Genomic DNA, 21,772 nt, shown 5'->3' with positions numbered 1-21,772 from the left:
GTTAAGTAATAGAAAGGAGTTTCTGCAATTTAGAAATGAATTGCAACAAGAAATATCAAAAAGAAAGAGAGTTTTGATGAAAGTTAATAAGAAATACCTTGCTGGTTCTGCGGCAGCTTTGATGTTAAGTGTTTGTTCTTACGAGTTGGGACTTTATCAAGCCAGAACGGTTAAGGAAAATAATCGTGTTTCCTATATAGATGGAAAACAAGCAAGGCAAAAAACGGAGAATCTGACTCCTGATGAGGTTAGCAAGCGTGAAGGAATCAATGCGGAGCAAATCGTCATCAAGATAACAGACCAAGGCTATGTCACTTCACATGGCGACCACTATCATTATTACAATGGTAAGGTTCCTTATGACGCGATTTTTAGTGAAGAATTACTCATGAAGGATCCAAACTATAAGCTAAAAGATGAGGATATTGTTAATGAGGTCAAGGGTGGTTATGTTATCAAGATAGATGGAAAGTACTATGTCTACCTTAAGGATGCAGCCCATGCAGAGAATGTTCGTACGAAAGAAGAAATCAATCGACAAAAACAAGAGCATGGTCAGCATCGTGAAGGAGGAACTTCAGCAAACGATGGAGCGGTAGCCTTGGCACGTTCACAAGGACGCTATACTACAGATGATGGTTACATCTTTAATGCCTCTGATATCATTGAGGATACTGGTGATGCTTATATTGTTCCTCATGGCGATCATTACCATTATATTCCCAAGAATGAGTTATCAGCCAGCGAATTGGCTACCGCAGAAGCCTTCCTATCTGGTCGGGGCAATCTGTCAAGTTCAAGAACCTATCGCCGACAAAATAGCGATAGCACCCCAAGAACTAACTGGGTTCCTTCTGTAAGCAATCAGGGAACTACCAATACTAACACAAGCAACAACAGCAATACTAACAGTCAAGCAAGTCAAAGTAATGACATTGATAGTCTTTTGAAACAGCTCTACAAACTGCCTTTGAGGCAACGACACGTAGAATCTGATGGTCTTGTTTTCGACCCAGCACAAATCACAAGTCGCACAGCCAGAGGTGTAGCTGTCCCTCATGGTAACCATTACCACTTTATCCCTTATGAACAAATGTCTGAATTGGAAGAACGAATTGCTCGTATTATTCCTCTTCGTTATCGTTCGAACCATTGGGTACCAGATTCAAGACCAGAAGAACCAAGTCCACAACCGACTCCAGAACCTAGTCCAACTCCACAACCTGCACCAAATCCTCAACCAGCTCCAAGCAATCCAATTGATGAAAAATTGATCAAAGAAGCGGTTCGAAAAGTAGCTGATGGCTATGTCTTTGAGGAGAATGGCAACTCTCGCTATATCCCAGCAAAGGAACTTTCAGCAGAAACAGCAGCAGCTATTGATAGCAAACTGGCCAAGCAGGAAAGTTATTCTCATGTGCTAGAAGCTAAGAAAACTGATCTCCCATCTAGTGACCGAGAATTTTACAATAGGGCTTATGATTTACTAGCAAGAGTTCATCAAGACTTACTTGATAATAAAGGGCGCCAAGCTGATTTTGACACTTTGGATAAACTGTTGGAACGTCTCAATGATACCTCAAGTGATAAAGTCAAGTTGGTGGATGATATTCTGGCCTTCCTAGCACTGATTCGTCATCCAGAACGTTTAGGAAAACCAAATGCGCAAATTGCTTACACAGATGATGAGATTCAGGTAGCTAAGTTGGCAGGCAAGTATACAACAGAAGATGGATATATCTTTGATCCTCGTGATATCACCAGTGATGAGGGGGATGCCTATGTAACTCCACATATGACCCATAGTCATTGGATTAAAAAAGATAGTTTGTCTGAAGCCGAAAGAGCGGCAGCCCAAGCTTATGCTAAAGAGAAAGGTTTGACTCCTTCTTCAACAGACCATCAGTATCCAGGAAATACGGAGGCTAAAGGAGCAGAAGCTATCTACAACCGCGTGAAAGCAACTAAGAAGGTGCCGCTTGATCGTATGCCTTACAATCTCCAACATACCGTGGAAGTCAAAAACGGTAGTTTAATCATTCCTCATTATGACCATTACCATAACATCAAATTTGAGTGGTTTGACGAAGGACTTTATGAGGCACCTAAGGGGTATACTCTAGAAGATCTCTTTGCGACTGTCAAGTACTATGTCGAACATCCAAACGAACGTCCGCATTCAGATAGTGGTTGGGGAAATGCAAGTGACCATGTTCAAAGAAACCAAAATGGTCAAGCTGATACCAATCAAACGGAAAAACCATCAGAGGAGAAACCTCGGACAAACAAACCTGAGGAAGAAAAGCCACGCGAAGAGAAGCCTCAAAGTGAGAAACCAGAATCTCCAAAACCAACTGAGGAGCCGGAAGAAGAATCACCAGAGGAAGCAGAAGAACCTCAGGTCGAGACTGAAAAGGTTGAAGCGAAGTTGAGAGAGGCTGAAGAGCTACTTGCAAAGATCCAAGACCCCATTATCAAGTCCAATGCCAAAGAAACTCTCACTGGCTTAAAAAATAACCTGCTATTTGGTGCTCGGGATAACAATACCATTATGGCTGAAGCTGAAAAGTTGTTGGCATTATTAAAGGAGAGTAAGTAAAGGTAGTAGCATTTTCTAGATCCTAAAAACAGGATAGGAGAACTAGAAAGGAAGAAAACACAAAATGAGAGCAGAATGTGAGTTCTAGTTCTCATTTTTTTTCATGAAAATATGTAAAATATCTTGACATATAGTGTAAATAAAGATAAACTATTTACTAGTTAATTAAATGGTTAAATACTAGTTAAGGAGTAATGATGAAAAAAAGAACATTTCTATTATTAGTGGCAAGTCTGCTGGTTCTTGTATTAGGAGCATGTGGTCAAAAAGAAAAACAAGAAGCAAAAGGAATGAAGATTGTAACAAGTTTTTACCCAATCTATGCCATGGTCAAAGAGGTATCGGAGGACTTGAATGATGTACGGATGATTCAGTCAAGTAGTGGGATTCACTCATATGAACCCTCCGCGAATGATATTGCTGCCATTTATGATGCGGATGTCTTTGTCTACCACTCTCATACGCTCGAATCTTGGGCGGGAAGTCTGGATCCTAACTTGAAAAACTCAAAAGTTAAAGTTTTAGAAGCTTCTGAAGGAATGACATTGGAGCGTGTACCAGGTTTGGAAGATGTTGAAGCTGGTGACGGTATTGATGAAAAAACACTCTACGACCCTCACACTTGGTTAGATCCAGAAAAAGCAGGTGAAGAGGCACAGATTATCGCTGACAAACTTTCGGAGATTGACAGTGCCAATAAGGAAGCGTATCAAAAGAATGCCAAAAACTTTATCGCTAAAGCCCAAGAATTGACTAAGAAGTACCAGCCTATTTTTGAAAAAGCGAGTCAAAAGACTTTTGTTACACAACACACAGCCTTTTCTTATCTCGCTAAACGCTTTGGATTGAAACAACTTGGTATAGCAGGGATTTCCCCTGAACAAGAGCCAAGTCCGAGACAACTAACAGAAATTCAAGAATTCGTTAAGACCTATAAGGTTAAAACCATCTTTACTGAGAGCAATGCTTCTTCTAAAGTCGCTGAGACCTTGGTCAAATCAACAGGAGTTAGCCTAAAGACACTCAATCCTTTAGAAGCAGATCCTGAAAATGATAAAACTTACTTAGAAAATCTAGAAGAAAACATGAATGTTCTTGCAGAAGAATTAAAATGAGGAGATGATGAAAATGAAGAAGAAATACCTTGCAGCAGGATCGGCTCTTGTCCTTTCCCTAAGCCTTTGCATCTATGCATTGAACCAACACCAGGTAGAAGAAAACAAAGATAATAACCGTGTGTCTTATGTCGATGGGAAGCAAGACTCTCAAAAAACAGAGAATCAGACACCAGATCAAGTTAGCAAAAAAGAAGACATTCAGGCTGAACAAATTGTTGTGAAAATCACAGATCAAGGTTATGTGACTTCACACGGTGATCATTTCCATTATTACAATGGTAAAGTTCCTTTTGACGCGATTTTCAGCGAAGAACTGTTGATGAAAGATGCTAATTATCAACTGAAAGATGCTGATATTGTCAATGAAATCAAAGGTGGCTACATTATCAAGGTTGATGGCAAGTATTATGTCTACCTTAAAGATGCGGCTCATGCTGATAATATTCGTACGAAGGACGAAATTGAGCGCCAAAAACAAGGTCATACTCATGATGCACCAACTTCTAACAGTGCAGTGGCGCTTGCTCAATCTCAAGGTCGTTATACTACAGATGACGGCTACATCTTTAATCCGTCTGATATTATCGAGGATACTGGTGATGCTTATATTGTCCCTCATGGTGGACATTACCACTATATTCCAAAGAGCTCCTTGTCTGCTAGCGAATTGGCAGCTGCCCAAGCCTACCTCTCTGGAACTAGAAAACAAGCAAGTGTGACTGACTATCGTCCGAGTCCAAACACAACTAGTCAAACTAGCAATCTGAGTCAAGAAGCTGAAACACCAAGCAATCCAGAAGAGAGCTTACAAACTCTATTGCAGCAACTCTATGCTCTTCCAAGTAGTCAACGTTATGCTGAATCAGATGGCTTGATTTTTGACCCTGCTAAGATTTCGAGCAGAACAGCAAGTGGCGTAGCGATTCCACACGGAAATCACTATCATTTCATCCCATATACAAAACTTTCTGCCTTGGAAGAAAAGATTGCACGTATGATTCCTTTATCTAGCGACAGTGGGAAACCAGCACCTTTGGAAAATCCAAGTAAACCAGTAGAACATCCTGATCAGCAAGACCATCATCATGACCAAGACGGTGACCATGGAAGTCAGGGGACCAAGCATAAAGATCATGACCACGATGGAGAGAACCATGATCACCATCATGACGAAGAGCATGATCACGACTTTGCAGCTGAACGCGTTATCAGTGAGGATGAGCAAGGTTTTGTAGTTTCTCATGGAGATCACGCTCATTATTTCTTTAAGAAGGACTTGACTGATGCTCAAATTAAAGCCGCCCAAAACCACTTGAAAGAAAATCATCAGTCTGAGCCTGTTCAACCACTCGCCAAGACTGTGGAAAGTTTCTCGAGAGATGCTAGCGATGAAGAAAAAATCAAGTATATCTCACAGACCTACGGAGTACCGCTTGAAGCGATTCGTATTTCAAATGGATTCTTTGTCTTTGGAAATCCGGATCAAGCCTATGATCCTACTCATATTCATCCCTATGCAGTACGAAAAGAACATGTTCGTATACCGCTGCAGACAGGTGATCCTGAACTTGATTTCTTAAATGAACTTTATACTACTGCCCTACGCGACAATGTGTCTCCTTATAGTTTGCAGGTTGAAAATGGTAGTTTTGTCATTCCACATGGTGATCACAATCACTACATTAAGGTTCAGACAAAGGGCTATGAAGTAGCCTTAAAGAACAAGATTCCTACTTTACAATCAAGCTACCAGCCTGGAGCTTTTGACGAGCAGACTGTTCTTTCTAAAGTTGATCAACTGTTAGCAGATAGCAGAAGTCTCTACAAAGACCAACCTATTATGCAGAGACGGGTTGAACTTGCTTTGGGTCAATTTACCGAGAACATGAAAAAACTGGCAACCAACTCAACTGCTGGTTACCTAGCAGCCTTGGATCTCTTTGATAAGCAATATATCCATGTGGATCACAGTGTGTCTCCAGTTGAAACATCACCTTTGGACAAGAAATACCAAGCCCTTGTAGATAAGATCAATACACTGGATACAGATACTTATGGTTTGCCTAAGAAGGATCTCTTGCTTCATTTGCAAGATGCGAAACTAGCACAAGATGAAACAGAGTTGGATGCGATTGAAGCGAAACTGCAAGCCTTGCAAGATTTCCGCGATCGTACAGGAGTTACAACAGTAGAGTACATCAAGTACTTCTACGAACATGTATCTGATGGCCGTCTCAGAGAAGAACTTCGGAATCGTGTTGCCAAGCTGACTTGGGAACTTTACCAGTCGCAATCTTTCCTCAAAGCAACCGACTTAAACAAGTTATTCCCAACCATCTACCAAACTAAACTAGAAGTGGAAGAAGCTCTCAAAGACGAACCAGTTTCTACAAAAGCCGGCAAAACCATTCTGGATACGGAAAAAGTGGACAGCCAAACTGCTAAGACAGCTATCTATGAATTCCTAAAAGAACTCTACGGTGATTTTATGCCAGAAGAGCGGGTTAGCCAGGTCAAAAAGGGAGAAGTGGATGCTCTCTTAACCAAAGTTGACCAACTCCTAGCGCGTGTCAAAGAAGACGGTGTCAAACAATCCCTAGCTGAAGAAGCAGCCAATATCAAAGCAGCCGCAGAAAAAGAAAATGCAGATTTTGATGAAGCAAAAACACAGCTTGAGGAACTTTTGAACCGCATTGCAACAACTATCCAACGAGAAGAAAAACAGGCAGAACAAGATCCACAAACGGTGATCATCTATCAAAAACTTTATAATGTCTTGCTCTCTCTTCACAAGTACTTGGAAGATAACAAAGGATCCGATGCTGACTTTGAACGTGTTGATGCCCTATTTGATCAACTCGCAGCCAAAAGTAGTGATAAAGAAGGTCTCCTCACTCTAGCTAAAGAGATTATTAGCTTGAACCAGGAACTCCGTTCAAAATCAAGTGAAACTGCTAACCAATCTAAGTCTGAGAAAGGCAGTGAAACAGCTGCTTCTCAAACAAGCGAAAAGCAAGAGCAAAGTGAGTCTGACTCAAGTACTCAACCAAACGAATAAAAAGAAAGGCGAAGTAGCTGAGCTACCTCGTCTTTTTTTAGTCTTTATAAGATACAATACCAATGATGGTATCCACTGCGCGCTCCATGGTCTGAAGGCTAACGTATTCAAAACGGCCGTGCATGTTTTCACCCCCAGCAAAGATATTTGGAGTTGGAATACCCATAAAGGAAATCTTAGATCCATCAGTCCCTCCGCGAATCGGTTCAATGATTGGGGTGATTCCAAGATCTTCCATAACGGCTTTGGCAATGGTAACAGGTGTCATGTCTTTCTCGATGACTTCTTTCATATTGTAGTACTGGTCTGTCAGAGTCAAGGTTACTCGATTATTTCCAAGCTCTTGATTCATCTTGTCAGCGATGTCTTGCATGGTTTCCTTACGAGCTTTAAAGGCATCTTTTTCAAAGTCTCGAATGATATAGCTTGCACGCGCCTCCTCGACACTACCTGACACATCCATGAGATGATAGAAACCTTGATAACCATCTGTCAGCTCTGGTCGGTCATTCTCAGGAAGTTGATTATGAAAATCAATCGCCAGCTGAAGGGCGTTGACCATCTGTCCTTTGGCAGTACCAGGGTGGACATTACGCCCTTGGAAATGGAGCTCAGCAGCAGCTGCTGAGAAAGTCTCGTACTGTAGTTCCCCTAGTGGTCCTCCGTCAACAGTGTAGGCAAAGTCAACATCAAAATCTTCTGCATCAAACTGATTAGCACCGACACCGATTTCTTCATCTGGTCCAAAACCGACACGGATTTCGCAGTGTTTGATTTCAGGATGAGCATTTAAGTACTCGATAGCGGTCATAATCTCAGCAATACCTGATTTGTCATCAGCACCTAGTAAGGTCGTGCCGTCAGTTGTGATAAGCGTTTGACCATGATATTTTTCAAGATTCTTGAAGTCAGCAGGATCGAGTTTGAAACCGGAAGTACCTAAGTCGATGGCTTCACCATCATAGTTTTCGATAACTTGCGGCTTCACCCCTTCAGCATTAAAATCAGCAGTATCCATGTGGGAGATGAAGCCAATTTTGCGAGTGAGATTTGGATCGTTAGCTGGTAAGGTACCAATGGCGAAACCATTTGGGAGGTAGTAAACATTTTGCAGACCAACACGTTTCATTTCAGGAATAAGAACATTGGTCGCAAAATCTACCTGGCTTTGCGTACTTGGAGTAGTAGTAGAGTGTTCATCAGAACGCGTATTGACCTTAACGTAAGTCAAGAAACGATCTAAAAGGTTGGGATAAGTCATAAAAACTCCTTTAATAATCATTTTTTTCATTGTATCATAGAATGGGGAGAAAAACAAAGAGGAGTAAATAAAAATAAAATGAATGAAAGCGTTTATTTATTATATATTTCATGGTACAATGGTAATTGAAAAAAATATCACAAGGACATATCAATGAAAAAAGCAATTTTAATGATGACATTCGGTTCGCCAGAAGAGATCACCTTTGAGAGTGTGGCGGATTTTTTTACCAACATTCGTCGTGGAGTTAGACCCAAAGATCACGAGATTCAGACTCTCTATGACAACTACGTCCTTATAGGTGGAACGCCCTTACAGCGGATTACACGTGAGGAGGTCAGTCTAGTCAAGGAACGGTTAGGAGAAGAGTATGGCATCTACTTTGCCAACAAATTTTCTCGCCCCTTTATTCCTGATGTGATCAAGCAGATGGAGGCTGATGGCGTTGAAGAGTGTATTTGTTTGATTTTAGAACCCCATTATTCCTTCTACTCGGTTATGGGGTATGAGAAGTTTCTGGAAAGCCAGCAAATCCGATTTTTAGTCATTAAGGACTGGTATCAGCAACAGTCTTTGCTGGACTTTTGGACAGATGAGATTAGCAAAATTTTACGGAACGATGTGGGAGAAGAGTCCTTTAAGGTGATCTTCTCAGCCCACAGTGTTCCAATTTTTGCCTTGGACTTTGGAGATCCTTATATCGACCAGATTTTCGATAATAGCAAACTGATAGCAGAGCAACTCAGTCTAACAGCAGATCAGTATACCAATACTTGGCAGAGCGAGAGCGATATTGGAATCCCTTGGATCAAGCCAGATGTCTTAGAATATTTGCGAGAACAAAAGCAACATCCAGAGCATTATATTTTTGTACCAATTAGCTTTATCAGTGAGCACATTGAAGTCTTGTTTGACAACGATGTAGAATGTTATGAATTATGTCAAGAATTAGGTGTAACCTACCATCGACCACCTATGCCAAATACAGATTACCGTTTAATTGACGCTTTAGTTGCTACTGTAAGGGCCAATGAACAAAAAGAATTTAAGGAATTTCTCCCAGAAGAAGAAACCTTTGACGAATTAGCTCCTTCAGCAACCACTAAGGATATTATGGAGGAAACAGACGATCTTCAAATGCCAGAATTTGTTAAAAAACTGATTGAGAAAAAAGGCCGTGAAAATGTGAAGATGCCTTACTTAATTAAAAAAATGCTAGAAAAGGCAGGTAAGTTGCCGAAAGACTAAAGAAAAAAGGATTTAGCATGAAGCTAGATCCTTTTTTGTCTTATTTTTTCTCAAGAAGGGCTTTGATTTCTTGAAGAACTTCTAGTTCAGTTGGAGCAGCAGGTGTATCTTCAGCTGGCTCTTCTTTCTTAGTAAGGTTTTGCGCTTTTTCAACAGCTTTGATAACGAAGAAAAGAACAGTACCAATCACTAAAAAGTTGATGACAGCGCTCAAGAAGCTACCATATCCAACACCATTCCATGAAAGTTCAGCGATACGCTCAACATTTGCTGCTTTCAAGGCTGGATTCAAGATAAGTGGAGTGATGATATCATTTACAAGTGAAGTAACGATAGCACCAAAAGCAGAGGCAATGATCACACCGACAGCGAGGTCAACGACATTACCACGAAGCAAAAATTCTTTAAGATCTTTTAACATTTTCATAAAATCCTTTCAAAAACTAATCTTAATTGTACCTGAAATACCTAAATATTGCAACCTTAATGCTTACTGATACCTATTTCATTTATAAAAAACGTATACTTTACTAAAAATATAGTTAAGAATGATAATCAAAACCTGAGCAATTAGCGTTTCGATGGCATTGACCTGATCTAGTTGATCGTTGACAAACTGCCCAATAATATCGGGATAAGATGTAACGAAGATATAAGTTAAAAGAACGTCAAGACCAAGTGTAGAAAGACGTGCTAAGAAAAATTTAACTAGGCGAATTGGCCAATTCCTTCTCTTTTGCTTAAAGACGATGGTGTCATTTGTGATAAAGGCAAAAAGAATACTGATAATATTTGCGAGTGCGGTTGCTAGGATTTCCTGGCGGCTGATATGGTAGATAACCAAACGTGATAAGATAGATACTAGAGTAGTAGCACCACCGAAAAATAAGTAGGATAGGATTTCATTATCAAAGAAAGCTTTTATTTGATTTTTCATGATTTTAGTATAGCATAAAGCTGGCTATTGTGCTATACTGGTAAGGTTGATTCAATCAACCCTTGGTGCTTAGCTTCTTTCACCAAGCATATTTTACGCGGGAAACCGCTAAAGGAGAAAACATGAAAAAATTAACTGTTCGTGATATGGCAGATATTGCTATCGTTGCTGCTATCTATGTGGTTTTGACCATTACCCCACCGCTGAATGCCATTAGCTACGGTGCTTACCAGTTCCGTATTTCTGAGATGATGAATTTTTTGGCCTTCTACAATCCTAAATATATCATCGGTGTGACGATTGGTTGTATGATTGCTAATTTCTTTAGCTTTGGTCTGATAGATGTCTTTGTCGGAGGGGGATCTACCCTAGTTTTCCTTAGTCTGGGTGTATGGCTCTTTAGCAAGTACAAGAAAGACTATTTGTTCAATGGTTTGATTCGAAAAGATCATTTCTTCTTTTCAATCCTATTCTCTATTTCAATGATTACCATTGCAGCAGAACTTCATATCGTTGCAGAGGCTCCATTCTTCTTCACATGGTTCTCTACAGGAATTGGAGAGTTTGCATCACTTATCGTAGGTGCGATTTTGATCAATAAACTAGGGCAGAGAATCGACCTCACAAAATAAGAAGTGTATAAGCTAGATTCTTGCTAAATCTAGCTTTTTTCATTCCATAAAATTAAAAGAGAGCGCTTGACAAGAACATAGAACTATAGTATACTTTTTAGGTAAGCTGATTTAGCTCAGTTGGCAGAGCGCATCCATGGTAAGGATGAGGTCGCCGGTTCAATCCCGGCAATTAGCATGATATAGGCAGAAAAACCTTGGTTTCCCAAGGTTTTTCTTATAGACCTGTGTAAATGAAGCCAAAGAGTTTTGGCTGTTGACAAAAGTGACTCTCTTTAGTAGAATAGTAGGTGCGATGAGTCGATAGGTAGTCTTAGGACTACTATTGAGCATAAGGAGGTCATAACGCAGGAGCGGACCTTGATGAGTTGTGTGAACCTGCTCATCACATGAAGATGCCTCTTAGTCCCTAGTCAATGGCTAGGGATTTTTTTATTTTCAGAAAATAGAACCCAAAATACTTTTCAATTTTTAGAAAAAGTAGTATAATACTTCTATTATAGAAATTTTTAGAAAATTCCGAAAGAGGTTATTTATGGGATATACAGTTGCTGTAGTCGGCGCGACAGGTGCTGTCGGAGCTCAGATGATAAAAATGTTGGAAGAATCAACACTTCCTATTGATAAAATTCGTTACCTTGCTTCTGCACGTTCAGCAGGTAAGACTTTGAAATTTAAAGATCAAGATATTACGATTGAGGAAACAACTGAGACAGCTTTTGAGGGTGTTGATATTGCTCTCTTTTCAGCAGGAGGTTCGACATCTGCTAAGTATGCACCGTACGCCGTTAAAGCTGGTGCGGTAGTAGTGGATAATACATCTTATTTCCGCCAAAATCCAGATGTGCCATTGGTTGTTCCAGAGGTCAATGCTCACGCACTTGATGCCCACAACGGAATCATTGCCTGCCCGAACTGTTCAACAATCCAAATGATGGTGGCCCTTGAACCTGTTCGTCAAAAATGGGGCTTGGACCGTATCATCGTTTCAACTTACCAAGCGGTCTCAGGTGCTGGTATGGGAGCGATTCTTGAAACACAACGTGAACTTCGTGAAGTCTTGAATGATGGTGTAAATCCACGTGATTTGCATGCGGAAATCTTGCCTTCAGGTGGTGACAAAAAACACTATCCTATCGCCTTCAATGCACTTCCACAAATCGATGTCTTCACTGACAATGATTACACTTACGAAGAGATGAAGATGACCAAGGAAACTAAGAAAATCATGGAAGATGACAGCATTGCAGTATCTGCAACCTGTGTGCGTATCCCAGTCTTGTCAGCTCACTCTGAGTCTGTTTATATCGAAACAAAAGAAGTGGCTCCAATCGAAGAAGTGAAAGAAGCTATCACAGCCTTCCCAGGTGCAGTTCTGGAGGATGATGTGGCTCATCAAATCTATCCGCAAGCTATCAATGCAGTAGGTTCACGTGATACTTTTGTTGGTCGTATCCGTAAGGATTTGGATGCCGAAAAAGGAATTCACATGTGGGTTGTTTCAGATAACCTTCTCAAAGGTGCTGCTTGGAACTCTGTACAGATCGCAGAAACGCTTCATGAGCGTGGTTTGGTCCGTCCAACAGCTGAGCTGAAATTTGAATTAAAATAATGGTTTAGGAGTTCGAATGAACTCCTTCTTTGAAATAGAGAGGTGTTTCTCATGTCCTACCAAGATCTAAAAGAGTGTAAAATTATCACTGCCTTCATCACCCCTTTCCATGAAGATGGTTCTATCAACTTTGATGCCATTCCAGCCTTAATTGAGCATTTGTTGGCCCACCATACAGATGGTATTTTGCTGGCTGGAACTACAGCTGAAAGTCCGACTTTGACTCACGATGAAGAGTTGGAGCTCTTTGCGGCTGTACAAAAAGTGCTCAATGGACGGGTTCCTTTGATTGCGGGTGTGGGTACCAATGATACGCGAGACTCTATCGAGTTTGTCAAAGAAGTGGCAGAATTTGGTGGTTTTGCTGCTGGGCTTGCTATTGTTCCTTACTACAACAAACCTTCTCAAGAAGGGATGTATCAGCACTTTAAGGCTATTGCTGATGCCTCAGATTTGCCAATTATCATTTATAACATTCCGGGGCGTGTGGTTGTCGAATTGACTCCTGAGACCATGCTTCGCTTGGCTGACCATCCTAATATCATCGGTGTTAAAGAATGTACCAGTTTGGCAAATATGGCTTACTTGATTGAGCATAAGCCAGAGGAATTTTTGATTTATACTGGTGAAGATGGTGATGCCTTCCATGCCATGAACCTTGGTGCTGACGGGGTTATTTCTGTTGCATCTCATACAAATGGAGATGAGATGTATGAGATGTTTACTGCCATTGCAGAAAGCGACATGAAGAAAGCTGCAGCAATTCAGCGCAAATTCATTCCTAAGGTCAATGCCCTCTTCTCTTATCCAAGTCCTGCACCAGTTAAGGCAGTTCTTAACTATATGGGATTTGCAGCTGGCCCAACTCGTTTACCTCTTGTTCCAGCACCAGAGGAAGATGCCAAACGCATTATCAAGGTTGTCGTAGATGGTGACTACGAAGCAACAAAGGCAACTGTTACAGGTGTCTTACGACCAGATTATTAATAAATATAAAATCCATGACCGAAACGATCATGGATTTCTTATTTTCCTAAACAGAATTGACTAAAGAGTTGGGTGATGAGTTCATCTGGAGCAGCATCACCAGTGATTTCTCCAAGGATCTCCCAAGTACGAGTCAAATCAACTTGAAGCAAATCAACTGGCATACCTAGTTCCAAGCCTTCGTTTACAGCTTGTAGGCTTTCGACTGCCTTTTCAATCAAGGAAATGTGACGGGCATTAGACAAGTAAGTAGCATCTTGCTCGACCAAGCCAGCATTTTCAAAGAAGAGGTCGTTAATGCGTTCTTCAATTTTATCAATGTTTTGGTTTTTAAGGACTGAAATACGGATGACATCATCTGGAAGTTCGGAAGTTTCAATCGCTTCAGGTAGGTCTGTTTTATTAAGTAGAATAATGCGATTAGTGTCCTGACTGATTTCAAGAAGTTGACGATCTTGGGCGGTCAGTGGCTCACTGGCATTTAGCACTAGTAGAACCAAGTCAGCTTCCTTAAGGGCTTTTTTAGAGCGTTCAACACCTATTTGTTCCACGATATCTTCCGTGTCACGAATGCCAGCTGTATCAATCAATTTGAGAGGAACCCCGTTAATGTTGACGTATTCTTCGATGACATCACGGGTGGTGCCAGCGATGTCAGTTACGATGGCCTTGTCCTCACGCAAGAGGTTATTGAGGAGGCTGGATTTCCCAACGTTGGGGCGTCCGATGATAGCAGTAGAAATTCCCTCACGAAGGATTTTACCGCGGCGGGCTGTCCTAAGGAGATTGGTTAGCAATTGTTCAAACTCCATAGTCTTTTCTCGGACTACGGCTGTAGTAGCTTCCTCAACATCATCATACTCAGGATAGTCAATATTGACCTCGACTTGCGCAAGTGTATTGAGGATTTCTTGCCGAGTATTGTTAATGAGATCAGAAAGAGAACCGTCCAATTGTTTGACGGCAATGTTCATGGCTTTATCTGTCTTGGCACGGATGATATCCATCACCGCCTCAGCCTGCGTCAAATCCACACGTCCATTTAGGAAGGCGCGCTTGGTAAATTCTCCAGGTTCTGCCAACCGAGCTCCTTCACGGATAGCTAGCTGGAGAATTTCGTTAGTCACCGCAATCCCACCATGAGTGTTAATCTCAATAATATCCTCACGAGTGAAGGTCTTTGGAGACTTCATAGCTCCAACCATAACCTCGTCCATAACCTTACCAGTTAGAGGATCAACAATGTGTCCGTAGTTCAGCGTGTGGCTAGCAACCTGACTTAAGTCTTTACCTTTAAAAATCTTTTGCGCAATAGCAAAACTATCTGTTCCACTTAGGCGGACAATCCCAATGGCCCCTTCTCCAAGAGGAGTAGAAATTGCAGCGATGGTATCAAATTCACGTGTAATCATAATATTTCCTTATTTAATAGCTCATTTCTTGGTAATATTTCCAAGTTTCTTTTCAAATTGTAACAAATTTAAACTATTTCTTCAATGGAGGCTACTTGGGGATTGAAAAAGCCTAAGCAAATCTGCTTAAGCTAGCTTATTTGGTGCGCATTTCACCCTGAGGGAAGTAAGTTCCTTCTGGCATGTCGTTGATAATGACATGAACGGCTGATTGAGGTGCTCCAGTATTACGAACAACAGCTTCCGTTACTTCCTTAGCAAGAGCTTTCTTTTGCTCGAGCGTGCGTCCTTCAAATAAATCGATGCGTACAAATGGCATAATAGCTTCCTCCACTAGTTTTGTATTTCTTCTATTTTACCACATTTTGCCGTTTAAAGCTGTCGGAAAATATGATATACTAGAATGTAGCAAAAATTTAGAAATGGACGTGAAATAGAAGCATGGCACAGTTGTATTATCGTTATGGGACCATGAACTCTGGTAAGACGATTGAGATTTTAAAAGTGGCCTATAACTACGAGGAGCAAGGAAAAGGAGTTGTGATTATGACTTCTGCTCTGGATACGCGTGACGGTGTTGGCTATGTATCTAGTCGGATTGGCATGAAACGACCAGCCATTGCGATTGAGGAAACGACGGATATCTTTGGCTTTATCCGAGACTTAGCTGAAAAACCTTACTGTGTTTTGGTCGACGAAGCCCAGTTTCTCAAGCGTCACCATGTTTACGACCTAGCTCGTGTTGTTGATGAGTTAGACATACCTGTCATGGCTTTTGGTTTGAAGAATGACTTTCGCAATGAATTGTTCGAAGGTTCCAAATATCTCTTGCTTTTAGCAGATAAGATTGACGAAATCAAGACCATCTGTCAGTACTGTAAGAAAAAGGCGACTATGGTGTTGAGAACTCAAGATGGCGTGCCAGTCTATGATGGCGAACAAATTCAGATCGGTGGAAATGAAACTTATATCTCAGTCTGCCGTAAACATTATTTTGCCCCTGAAATCAATAAGGAGAATGAAGAAAAATGAACATCTATGATCAACTACAAGCTGTAGAAGACCGTTATGAAGAATTAGGAGAATTGCTGAGTGACCCTGATGTGGTATCTGATACCAAGCGTTTCATGGAGCTTTCAAAAGAAGAGGCTTCTACTCGTGATACCGTAACAGCCTACCGTGAATACAAACAGGTCCTTCAAAACATCATCGATGCCGAAGAGATGATTAAAGAATCTGGCGGAGATGCGGACTTGGAAGAAATGGCCAAGCAGGAACTCAAAGATGCTAAGGCCGAAAAAGAAGAATACGAAGAGAAACTAAAAATCTTGCTCCTTCCAAAAGATCCAAATGATGATAAGAACATCATCTTAGAAATCCGTGGAGCAGCAGGTGGTGACGAAGCGGCGCTTTTCGCTGGAGACCTTCTAACCATGTACCAAAAGTATGCTGAAGCACAAGGCTGGCGCTTCGAAGTCATGGAAGCTTCTATGAACGGTGTCGGTGGTTTCAAAGAAGTGGTTGCCATGGTTTCTGGTCAATCCGTTTACTCCAAACTTAAGTATGAATCAGGTGCCCATCGTGTGCAACGGGTCCCTGTGACAGAAAGCCAAGGTCGTGTTCATACCTCTACAGCGACAGTTCTTGTTATGCCTGAAGTCGAAGAAGTAGAGTACGATATTGATCCAAAAGACCTTCGTGTTGACATCTATCACGCATCTGGTGCTGGTGGACAGAACGTCAATAAGGTTGCGACAGCCGTTCGTATCGTTCACTTGCCAACCAATATCAAGGTTGAAATGCAGGAAGAACGTACCCAGCAGAAAAACCGTGAGAAGGCCATGAAAATCATTCGTGCGCGTGTTGCTGACCACTTTGCTCAGATTGCACAAGACGAGCAAGACGCTGAGCGTAAGTCAACAATCGGTACTGGTGACCGTTCAGAACGGATTCGCACTTATAATTTCCCACAAAACCGTGTCACAGACCACCGTATTGGCTTGACTCTCCAAAAACTAGATACCATTTTGTCTGGTAAATTGGATGAAGTTGTGGATGCCTTGGTTCTTTATGACCAAACACAGAAATTAGAAGAATTAAACAAATAATGAAATTAGCTCAATTATTTTCAGATTTTGAAGAAGAGTTGATAAGACAAGGAGAGGAAGCTGAAAGCCTCTCTTTTGTCTATCGTAGCCTGAAAAATCAATCCTTTACAGACTTTGTCTTTGCCCTCCAGCAAGAGGTAACAGCGGAAGAAAAGGAATTTGTAAAAGAAATTTACCTGCAGTTAGCAGCTCATAAACCTGCCCAGTACATCATCGGTCATGCAGACTTCTTTGGTATGCAGTTAACAGTTGATGAGCGGGTTTTGATTCCTCGTCCAGAGACAGAGGAGTTAGTGGAACTTATCTTGGCAGAAAATCCTGAGACGAATCTTTCAGTACTCGATATCGGTACGGGAAGTGGTGCCATTGCCCTTTCTTTAGCAAAGAATCGTCCAGACTGGTCAGTGACAGCAGTTGATATTTCACAGGATGCACTAGATTTGGCAACTGAAAACGCTAAAGTTCAGAATATCCAGATATTTTTAAAAAAATCCGATTGTTTTACAGAAATTTCTGAAAAATATGATATAATTGTATCCAATCCACCCTATATCTCTCGTAAAGATGAGTCAGAGGTTGGTTTGAATGTTTTGCATTCAGAACCTCATCTAGCTCTCTTTGCGGATGAGGATGGCCTAGCTATTTACCGCAGAATTGCGGAAGATGCAAAGGAATATCTCAAAGATGGTGGTAAGATTTACCTTGAAATTGGATACAAGCAAGGTCAAAGTGTTTCCGATCTTTTTAGGAAACATCTTCCTGAAAAACGAGTTCGAACACTCAAGGACCAGTTTGGTCAAGATAGGATGGTTGTAGTTGATGATGGACAGGATTAGACAAGAGTTAGAAAAGAGTGGGGCAGTTGTCTTACCTACTGAGACAGTTTATGGTCTCTTTGCCAAAGCTCTAGACGAAAAAGCGGTTGACCATGTTTACCAGCTCAAGCGTCGTCCTAGAGACAAGGCGCTTAACCTCAATGTCGCCTCTCTAGAGGACATCTTGCACTTTTCTAAGAATCAGCCAACTTATCTAAAAAAGCTTGTGGAGACCTTTTTACCAGGTCCCTTGACCCTTATCCTTGAAGCAAATGACAGAGTGCCCTATTGGGTCAATTCTGGTCTTGCAACTGTTGGATTTCGGATGCCTAGTCACCCTATCACACTAGATTTGATTCGAGAGACAGGTCCCTTGATTGGGCCGTCTGCCAATATTTCTGGTCAAGCAAGTGGAGTAACCTTTCAGCAAATTCTAGAAGATTTTGACCAAGTGGTTTTAGGTCTGAAAGACGATGCTTTTCTAACTGGACAGGATTCTACTATTTTGGATCTGTCTGGAGACAAGGTGAAAATCTTACGCCAAGGGGCGATCAAGCGAGAAAACATTCTTGCTCAGTTGCCAGAGATTCCTTTTGAGGAGAAATGAGATGCTAAGAGATTTGCAAGAAACAGATGTGAAAGCTATATGTGAGATTAACCAAGAGACTTTGGGCTATACTTTTAGTACAGAGGACACAGCTAGTCAACTAGCTAGACTATCTCAGGATTCACATCATTTCCTTCTTGGCTATGAGGATGAAGCCAGTCATGTCCTACTTGGATATGTCCATGCTGAGGTCTATGAGTCCCTTTATTCCAAAGCAGGATTTAATATCTTAGCTTTGGCAGTTTCACCTCAAGTACAAGGGCAAGGTATTGGTAAAAGCTTAATGCAAGGGTTGGAAGAAGAGGCAAAAAGACGTGGTTATGGGTTTATCCGCTTAAACTCTGCTGATCATCGTCTGGGAGCTCATGCATTTTATGAAAAAGTTGGTTATACTTGTGATAAAGTGCAGAAACGGTTTATTCGCATCTTTTAGTTTATTTTCTTAAACTAAAGGACCAGTCACACTATAAAAGGAGAAGACCTATGATTTTTGACAAAGATGATTTTAAAGCATACGATGCTGATCTCTGGAATGCTATTGCCAAAGAAGAAGAACGCCAACAAAACAACATTGAGTTGATTGCTTCGGAAAACGTGGTTTCCAAGGCTGTTATGGCTGCTCAAGGGTCTATCTTGACCAACAAATATGCCGAGGGTTACCCAGGACGCCGTTATTATGGTGGAACTGATGTAGTAGACGTAGTAGAGACTCTTGCTATTGAACGCGCGAAAGAAATTTTCGGTGCTAAATTTGCCAATGTTCAACCTCACTCAGGAAGTCAAGCTAACTGTGCGGCTTACATGGCCTTGATTGAGCCAGGTGATACCGTTATGGGAATGGATTTGGCAGCAGGTGGACACTTGACCCACGGAGCTCCTGTCAGCTTCTCTGGCCAAACCTACAACTTTGTTTCTTATAGTGTAGATCCTGAAACAGAACTCTTGGACTTTGATGCGATCTTGAAACAAGCCCAAGAAGTAAAACCAAAATTGATCGTAGCTGGTGCTTCAGCCTATTCTCAAATTATCGACTTCTCAAAATTCCGTGAAATCGCTGATGCTGTTGGTGCTAAGCTCATGGTCGATATGGCCCATATCGCTGGTTTGGTTGCAGCTGGTCTTCACCCAAGCCCAGTACCATACGCTCATATCACCACAACAACGACCCATAAAACCCTTCGTGGACCACGTGGTGGCTTGATTTTGACCAATGATGAGGATCTAGCTAAGAAAATTAACTCAGCTATTTTCCCTGGTATTCAAGGTGGTCCTTTGGAGCATGTTGTGGCTGCTAAGGCTGTTTCCTTCAAAGAAGTTTTGGACCCAGCCTTCAAGGAATATGCTGCTAATGTTATCAAAAACAGCAAGGCTATGGTTGAAGTCTTCTTGCAAGATCCTGATTTCCGTATCATTTCAGGTGGGACTGAAAACCACCTTTTCCTCGTTGATGTGACTAAGGTTGTTGAAAATGGAAAAGTTGCTCAAAACTTGTTGGATGAGGTTAATATTACCCTAAATAAAAACTCAATCCCATACGAAACCTTGTCACCATTCAAGACAAGCGGTATTCGTATCGGATCTGCAGCCATCACTGCACGTGGATTTGGTGAAGAAGAAAGTCGTAAAGTTGCTGAACTCATCATTAAAACCCTTAAGAATGCAGAAAATGAAGCTGTCTTAGAAGAAGTGAGAAGCGCAGTCAAAGAATTGACAGATGCCTTCCCATTATACGAGGACTAATACTTTTATGGACATTTATATTAAGAAAGCCATTATCCATCAGTTCAGCCCAGATGATACTGAGTTGTTTCTAGCGGATAAGTTTCTCAATATCACTCCAAAAATCGAAGAATACCTGCGTAAAAAAATTGAACGTGTGTATTCAGATGAAGCCAAGACTGGGATTTTCGAGGAAGAAAATCCCTTCTTCAATCATATCACAGACGATCTGTTGGAGACATCAGTAACGCTGGCTAATCTCTGGAAAGAGGAGTTCAGTATTTCTGAAAATCTCAAGACCAATGACTTGGTTTTTGTTCAGTTTTCTAAAGAAGGTGTAGAGCATTTCGCTTTCTTACGAATCGCCCTACGGGAAACCTTGACCCACCTTGGGGGAGAAGTTGATAATCCAATCAAGCTAACTCAGAATAATCTGCCAGGTTTTGGAACGGGAGCGGATGAGGCTTTGGTGATTAATCTTCAAAGTCGCAAGTATCACCTGATTGAAAAACGAATCAAGTATAATGGGACTTTTTTGAACTACTTTTCAGAAAATCTTCTCGCTGTCGCTCCTAAGATTTCTCCCAAGAAATCCATCAAGGAATTGGAAAAAACAGCCCAGAGAATTGCAGAGTCCTTTAACACAGATGATTTTCAGTTTCAATCCAAGGTCAAATCAGCGATTTTCAATAATTTAGAAGAAAGCAATGAATTGTCGCCTGAGAAATTGGCTAATGACCTTTTTGACAACAACCTGACAGCTCGTCTAAGTTTTATCGATCAAGTCAAGGAAGCTGTACCTGAACCAGTTCAGTTTGATGAAATTGATGCCAGTCGTCAGCTCAAGAAATTTGAAAACCAAAAACTTTCCTTGTCAAACGGAATCGAACTCATCGTTCCAAATAATGTTTACCAAGATGCGGAGTCTGTTGAGTTTATCCAAAATGATAATGGAACCTATTCTATTTTAATCAAAAATATCGAGGATATTCAAAGTAAATAATGTTTAAATTACTACGAAGAGTGCTAATGCTAGCAGTCTTCCTTTTCGCTGTCTATAAAGTCTATCATATACACCAAGATGTGAAGCAAGTCATGACCTACCAACCCATGGTTCGAGAAGTCCTCAGTGAAAGAGACACTCCAGCCAATGAAGAGCTTGTGCTCGCCATGATTTATACCGAAACTAAAGGAAAAGAAGGCGATGTCATGCAGTCTAGCGAGTCTGCTAGCGGCACTACAAATACTATCAATGACAATGCCTCTAGTATTCGACAAGGGATTCAAACTCTAACAGAGAACCTTTATCTAGCTCAGGAAAAGGGCGTTGATGTCTGGACAGCCGTGCAAGCCTATAATTTTGGCCCCGCTTATATTGATTTTATCGCTCAAAATGGCAAGGAAAACACTCTCGCCTTGGCCAAACAATATTCTCGTGAAACCGTCGCTCCCATTCTTGGAAATACCACTGGGAAAACCTATACCTATATCAACCCGATTTCTATCTTCCACGGAGCAGAACTTTATGAAAATGGTGGAAATTATTACTACTCGAGACAGGTTCGCTTTAACCTCTATATCATGAAATTCTTTAATTTCTTTTAAGCATCTGGTTTTGCCAGGTGTTTTTCACTATAAGCTTTCTTTAAGATTGTTTTA

20 protein-coding genes, 1 tRNA gene and 1 riboswitch are annotated in these 21,772 nt (G+C 41.2%); of the genes, 16 read left to right on the top strand and 5 right to left on the bottom strand.

From position 1 onward, the window contains the following. The first annotated feature begins 76 nt into the window (after positions 1-76). The 3 genes from HMPREF9184_RS06390 to HMPREF9184_RS06380 all read left to right on the top strand — a co-directional run bounded on the left by HMPREF9184_RS06390 (position 77) and on the right by HMPREF9184_RS06380 (position 6,775). The gene (locus tag HMPREF9184_RS06390) at positions 77-2,599 is read left to right on the top strand and encodes a pneumococcal-type histidine triad protein (protein ID WP_000867582.1); all 2,523 of its coding nucleotides are present in this window, start codon (positions 77-79) and stop codon (positions 2,597-2,599) included. A gap of 197 nt (positions 2,600-2,796) precedes the next feature. Beyond that, positions 2,797-3,714 carry a metal ABC transporter solute-binding protein, Zn/Mn family gene (locus HMPREF9184_RS06385; protein ID WP_000747423.1) on the top strand — a complete coding sequence of 306 codons (918 nt, stop codon included), beginning with the start codon at positions 2,797-2,799 and terminating at the stop codon, positions 3,712-3,714. Positions 3,715-3,727: 13 nt separating this feature from the next. Then, positions 3,728-6,775 (top strand): pneumococcal-type histidine triad protein, encoded by a 3,048-nt coding sequence (locus HMPREF9184_RS06380; RefSeq protein WP_000731452.1) that lies wholly within the window; start codon positions 3,728-3,730, stop codon positions 6,773-6,775. A 37-nt stretch (positions 6,776-6,812) separates the two neighbouring features. Here HMPREF9184_RS06380 and pepT read toward each other — a convergent pair whose 3' ends face one another. After that, on the bottom strand, positions 6,813-8,036 hold the full coding sequence (gene pepT / locus HMPREF9184_RS06375; RefSeq protein ID WP_000222021.1) for a peptidase T: 1,224 nt from the start codon (positions 8,034-8,036) through the stop codon (positions 6,813-6,815). 153 nt (positions 8,037-8,189) lie between these two features. On the opposite strand from pepT, the gene hemH reads away from it, so the two are divergent. Then, a complete protein-coding gene (gene hemH, locus HMPREF9184_RS06370; RefSeq protein ID WP_000709268.1) occupies positions 8,190-9,284 on the top strand; it encodes a ferrochelatase in 1,095 nt (364 codons plus the stop codon). Between the two features lie 40 nt (positions 9,285-9,324). Here hemH and mscL read toward each other — a convergent pair whose 3' ends face one another. Next, positions 9,325-9,705 carry a large conductance mechanosensitive channel protein MscL gene (gene mscL / locus HMPREF9184_RS06365; protein WP_000910209.1) on the bottom strand — a complete coding sequence of 127 codons (381 nt, stop codon included), beginning with the start codon at positions 9,703-9,705 and terminating at the stop codon, positions 9,325-9,327. Positions 9,706-9,789: 84 nt separating this feature from the next. Then, the gene (locus HMPREF9184_RS06360; RefSeq protein WP_000795756.1) at positions 9,790-10,221 is read right to left on the bottom strand and encodes a GtrA family protein; all 432 of its coding nucleotides are present in this window, start codon (positions 10,219-10,221) and stop codon (positions 9,790-9,792) included. Positions 10,222-10,249: 28 nt separating this feature from the next. After that, positions 10,250-10,346, top strand: a riboswitch (PreQ1 riboswitch). Here HMPREF9184_RS06360 and HMPREF9184_RS06355 point away from each other — a divergent pair. The 4 genes from HMPREF9184_RS06355 to dapA all read left to right on the top strand — a co-directional run bounded on the left by HMPREF9184_RS06355 (position 10,344) and on the right by dapA (position 13,452). Continuing rightward, the gene (locus tag HMPREF9184_RS06355; RefSeq protein ID WP_000737306.1) at positions 10,344-10,853 is read left to right on the top strand and encodes a QueT transporter family protein; all 510 of its coding nucleotides are present in this window, start codon (positions 10,344-10,346) and stop codon (positions 10,851-10,853) included. (Overlaps the previous riboswitch by 3 nt.) Before the next feature lie 105 nt (positions 10,854-10,958). Further along, positions 10,959-11,031, top strand: a tRNA-Thr gene (locus HMPREF9184_RS06350). A gap of 357 nt (positions 11,032-11,388) precedes the next feature. Next, positions 11,389-12,465, top strand: coding sequence for an aspartate-semialdehyde dehydrogenase (locus tag HMPREF9184_RS06345; RefSeq protein ID WP_000542488.1), 1,077 nt, complete (start codon positions 11,389-11,391; stop codon positions 12,463-12,465). A 51-nt stretch (positions 12,466-12,516) separates the two neighbouring features. Beyond that, complete coding sequence (gene dapA / locus HMPREF9184_RS06340; RefSeq protein ID WP_000121612.1) at positions 12,517-13,452, top strand: 4-hydroxy-tetrahydrodipicolinate synthase; 936 nt, start codon at positions 12,517-12,519, stop codon at positions 13,450-13,452. 38 nt (positions 13,453-13,490) lie between these two features. On the opposite strand, the gene mnmE is transcribed toward dapA, so the two are convergent. Both mnmE and HMPREF9184_RS06330 read right to left on the bottom strand, forming a co-directional pair. Then, complete coding sequence (gene mnmE, locus HMPREF9184_RS06335) at positions 13,491-14,864, bottom strand: tRNA uridine-5-carboxymethylaminomethyl(34) synthesis GTPase MnmE (protein WP_000632749.1); 1,374 nt, start codon at positions 14,862-14,864, stop codon at positions 13,491-13,493. Positions 14,865-15,000: 136 nt separating this feature from the next. Continuing rightward, complete coding sequence (locus HMPREF9184_RS06330; RefSeq protein WP_001117401.1) at positions 15,001-15,183, bottom strand: 4-oxalocrotonate tautomerase; 183 nt, start codon at positions 15,181-15,183, stop codon at positions 15,001-15,003. Positions 15,184-15,305: 122 nt separating this feature from the next. Here HMPREF9184_RS06330 and HMPREF9184_RS06325 point away from each other — a divergent pair, with 122 nt between their 5' ends. The 8 genes from HMPREF9184_RS06325 to HMPREF9184_RS06290 are packed head-to-tail and all read left to right on the top strand — an operon-like array spanning position 15,306 to position 21,718. Next, positions 15,306-15,896, top strand: coding sequence for a thymidine kinase (locus HMPREF9184_RS06325; protein WP_000068118.1), 591 nt, complete (start codon positions 15,306-15,308; stop codon positions 15,894-15,896). Beyond that, positions 15,893-16,972, top strand: coding sequence for a peptide chain release factor 1 (gene prfA / locus HMPREF9184_RS06320; protein WP_001028810.1), 1,080 nt, complete (start codon positions 15,893-15,895; stop codon positions 16,970-16,972). Before HMPREF9184_RS06325 ends, prfA begins: the two co-directional genes overlap by 4 nt. Further along, positions 16,972-17,808 (top strand): peptide chain release factor N(5)-glutamine methyltransferase, encoded by an 837-nt coding sequence (gene prmC / locus HMPREF9184_RS06315; protein WP_000761880.1) that lies wholly within the window; start codon positions 16,972-16,974, stop codon positions 17,806-17,808. The genes prfA and prmC overlap by 1 nt, the downstream gene beginning before the upstream one ends. After that, on the top strand, positions 17,792-18,394 hold the full coding sequence (locus HMPREF9184_RS06310; protein WP_000969290.1) for an L-threonylcarbamoyladenylate synthase: 603 nt from the start codon (positions 17,792-17,794) through the stop codon (positions 18,392-18,394). The genes prmC and HMPREF9184_RS06310 overlap by 17 nt, the downstream gene beginning before the upstream one ends. Before the next feature lies 1 nt (position 18,395). Beyond that, positions 18,396-18,827, top strand: a complete 432-nt coding sequence (locus tag HMPREF9184_RS06305; protein ID WP_000942946.1) for a GNAT family N-acetyltransferase — start codon at positions 18,396-18,398, stop codon at positions 18,825-18,827. Positions 18,828-18,877: 50 nt separating this feature from the next. Next, positions 18,878-20,134 (top strand): serine hydroxymethyltransferase, encoded by a 1,257-nt coding sequence (glyA, locus tag HMPREF9184_RS06300; protein ID WP_000575497.1) that lies wholly within the window; start codon positions 18,878-18,880, stop codon positions 20,132-20,134. A 7-nt stretch (positions 20,135-20,141) separates the two neighbouring features. After that, a complete protein-coding gene (locus HMPREF9184_RS06295; RefSeq protein ID WP_000356107.1) occupies positions 20,142-21,116 on the top strand; it encodes a nucleoid-associated protein in 975 nt (324 codons plus the stop codon). Further along, a complete protein-coding gene (locus tag HMPREF9184_RS06290; protein ID WP_009444288.1) occupies positions 21,116-21,718 on the top strand; it encodes a lysozyme family protein in 603 nt (200 codons plus the stop codon). The genes HMPREF9184_RS06295 and HMPREF9184_RS06290 overlap by 1 nt, the downstream gene beginning before the upstream one ends. Positions 21,719-21,772 lie beyond the last annotated feature (54 nt).

It is taken from the genome of Streptococcus sp. oral taxon 058 str. F0407 (assembly GCF_000235485.1).
Taxonomy (GTDB): domain Bacteria; phylum Bacillota; class Bacilli; order Lactobacillales; family Streptococcaceae; genus Streptococcus.
The sequence above is the reverse complement of the archived record's forward strand: the minus strand, read 5'-3'. Positions and strand labels throughout refer to the sequence as shown.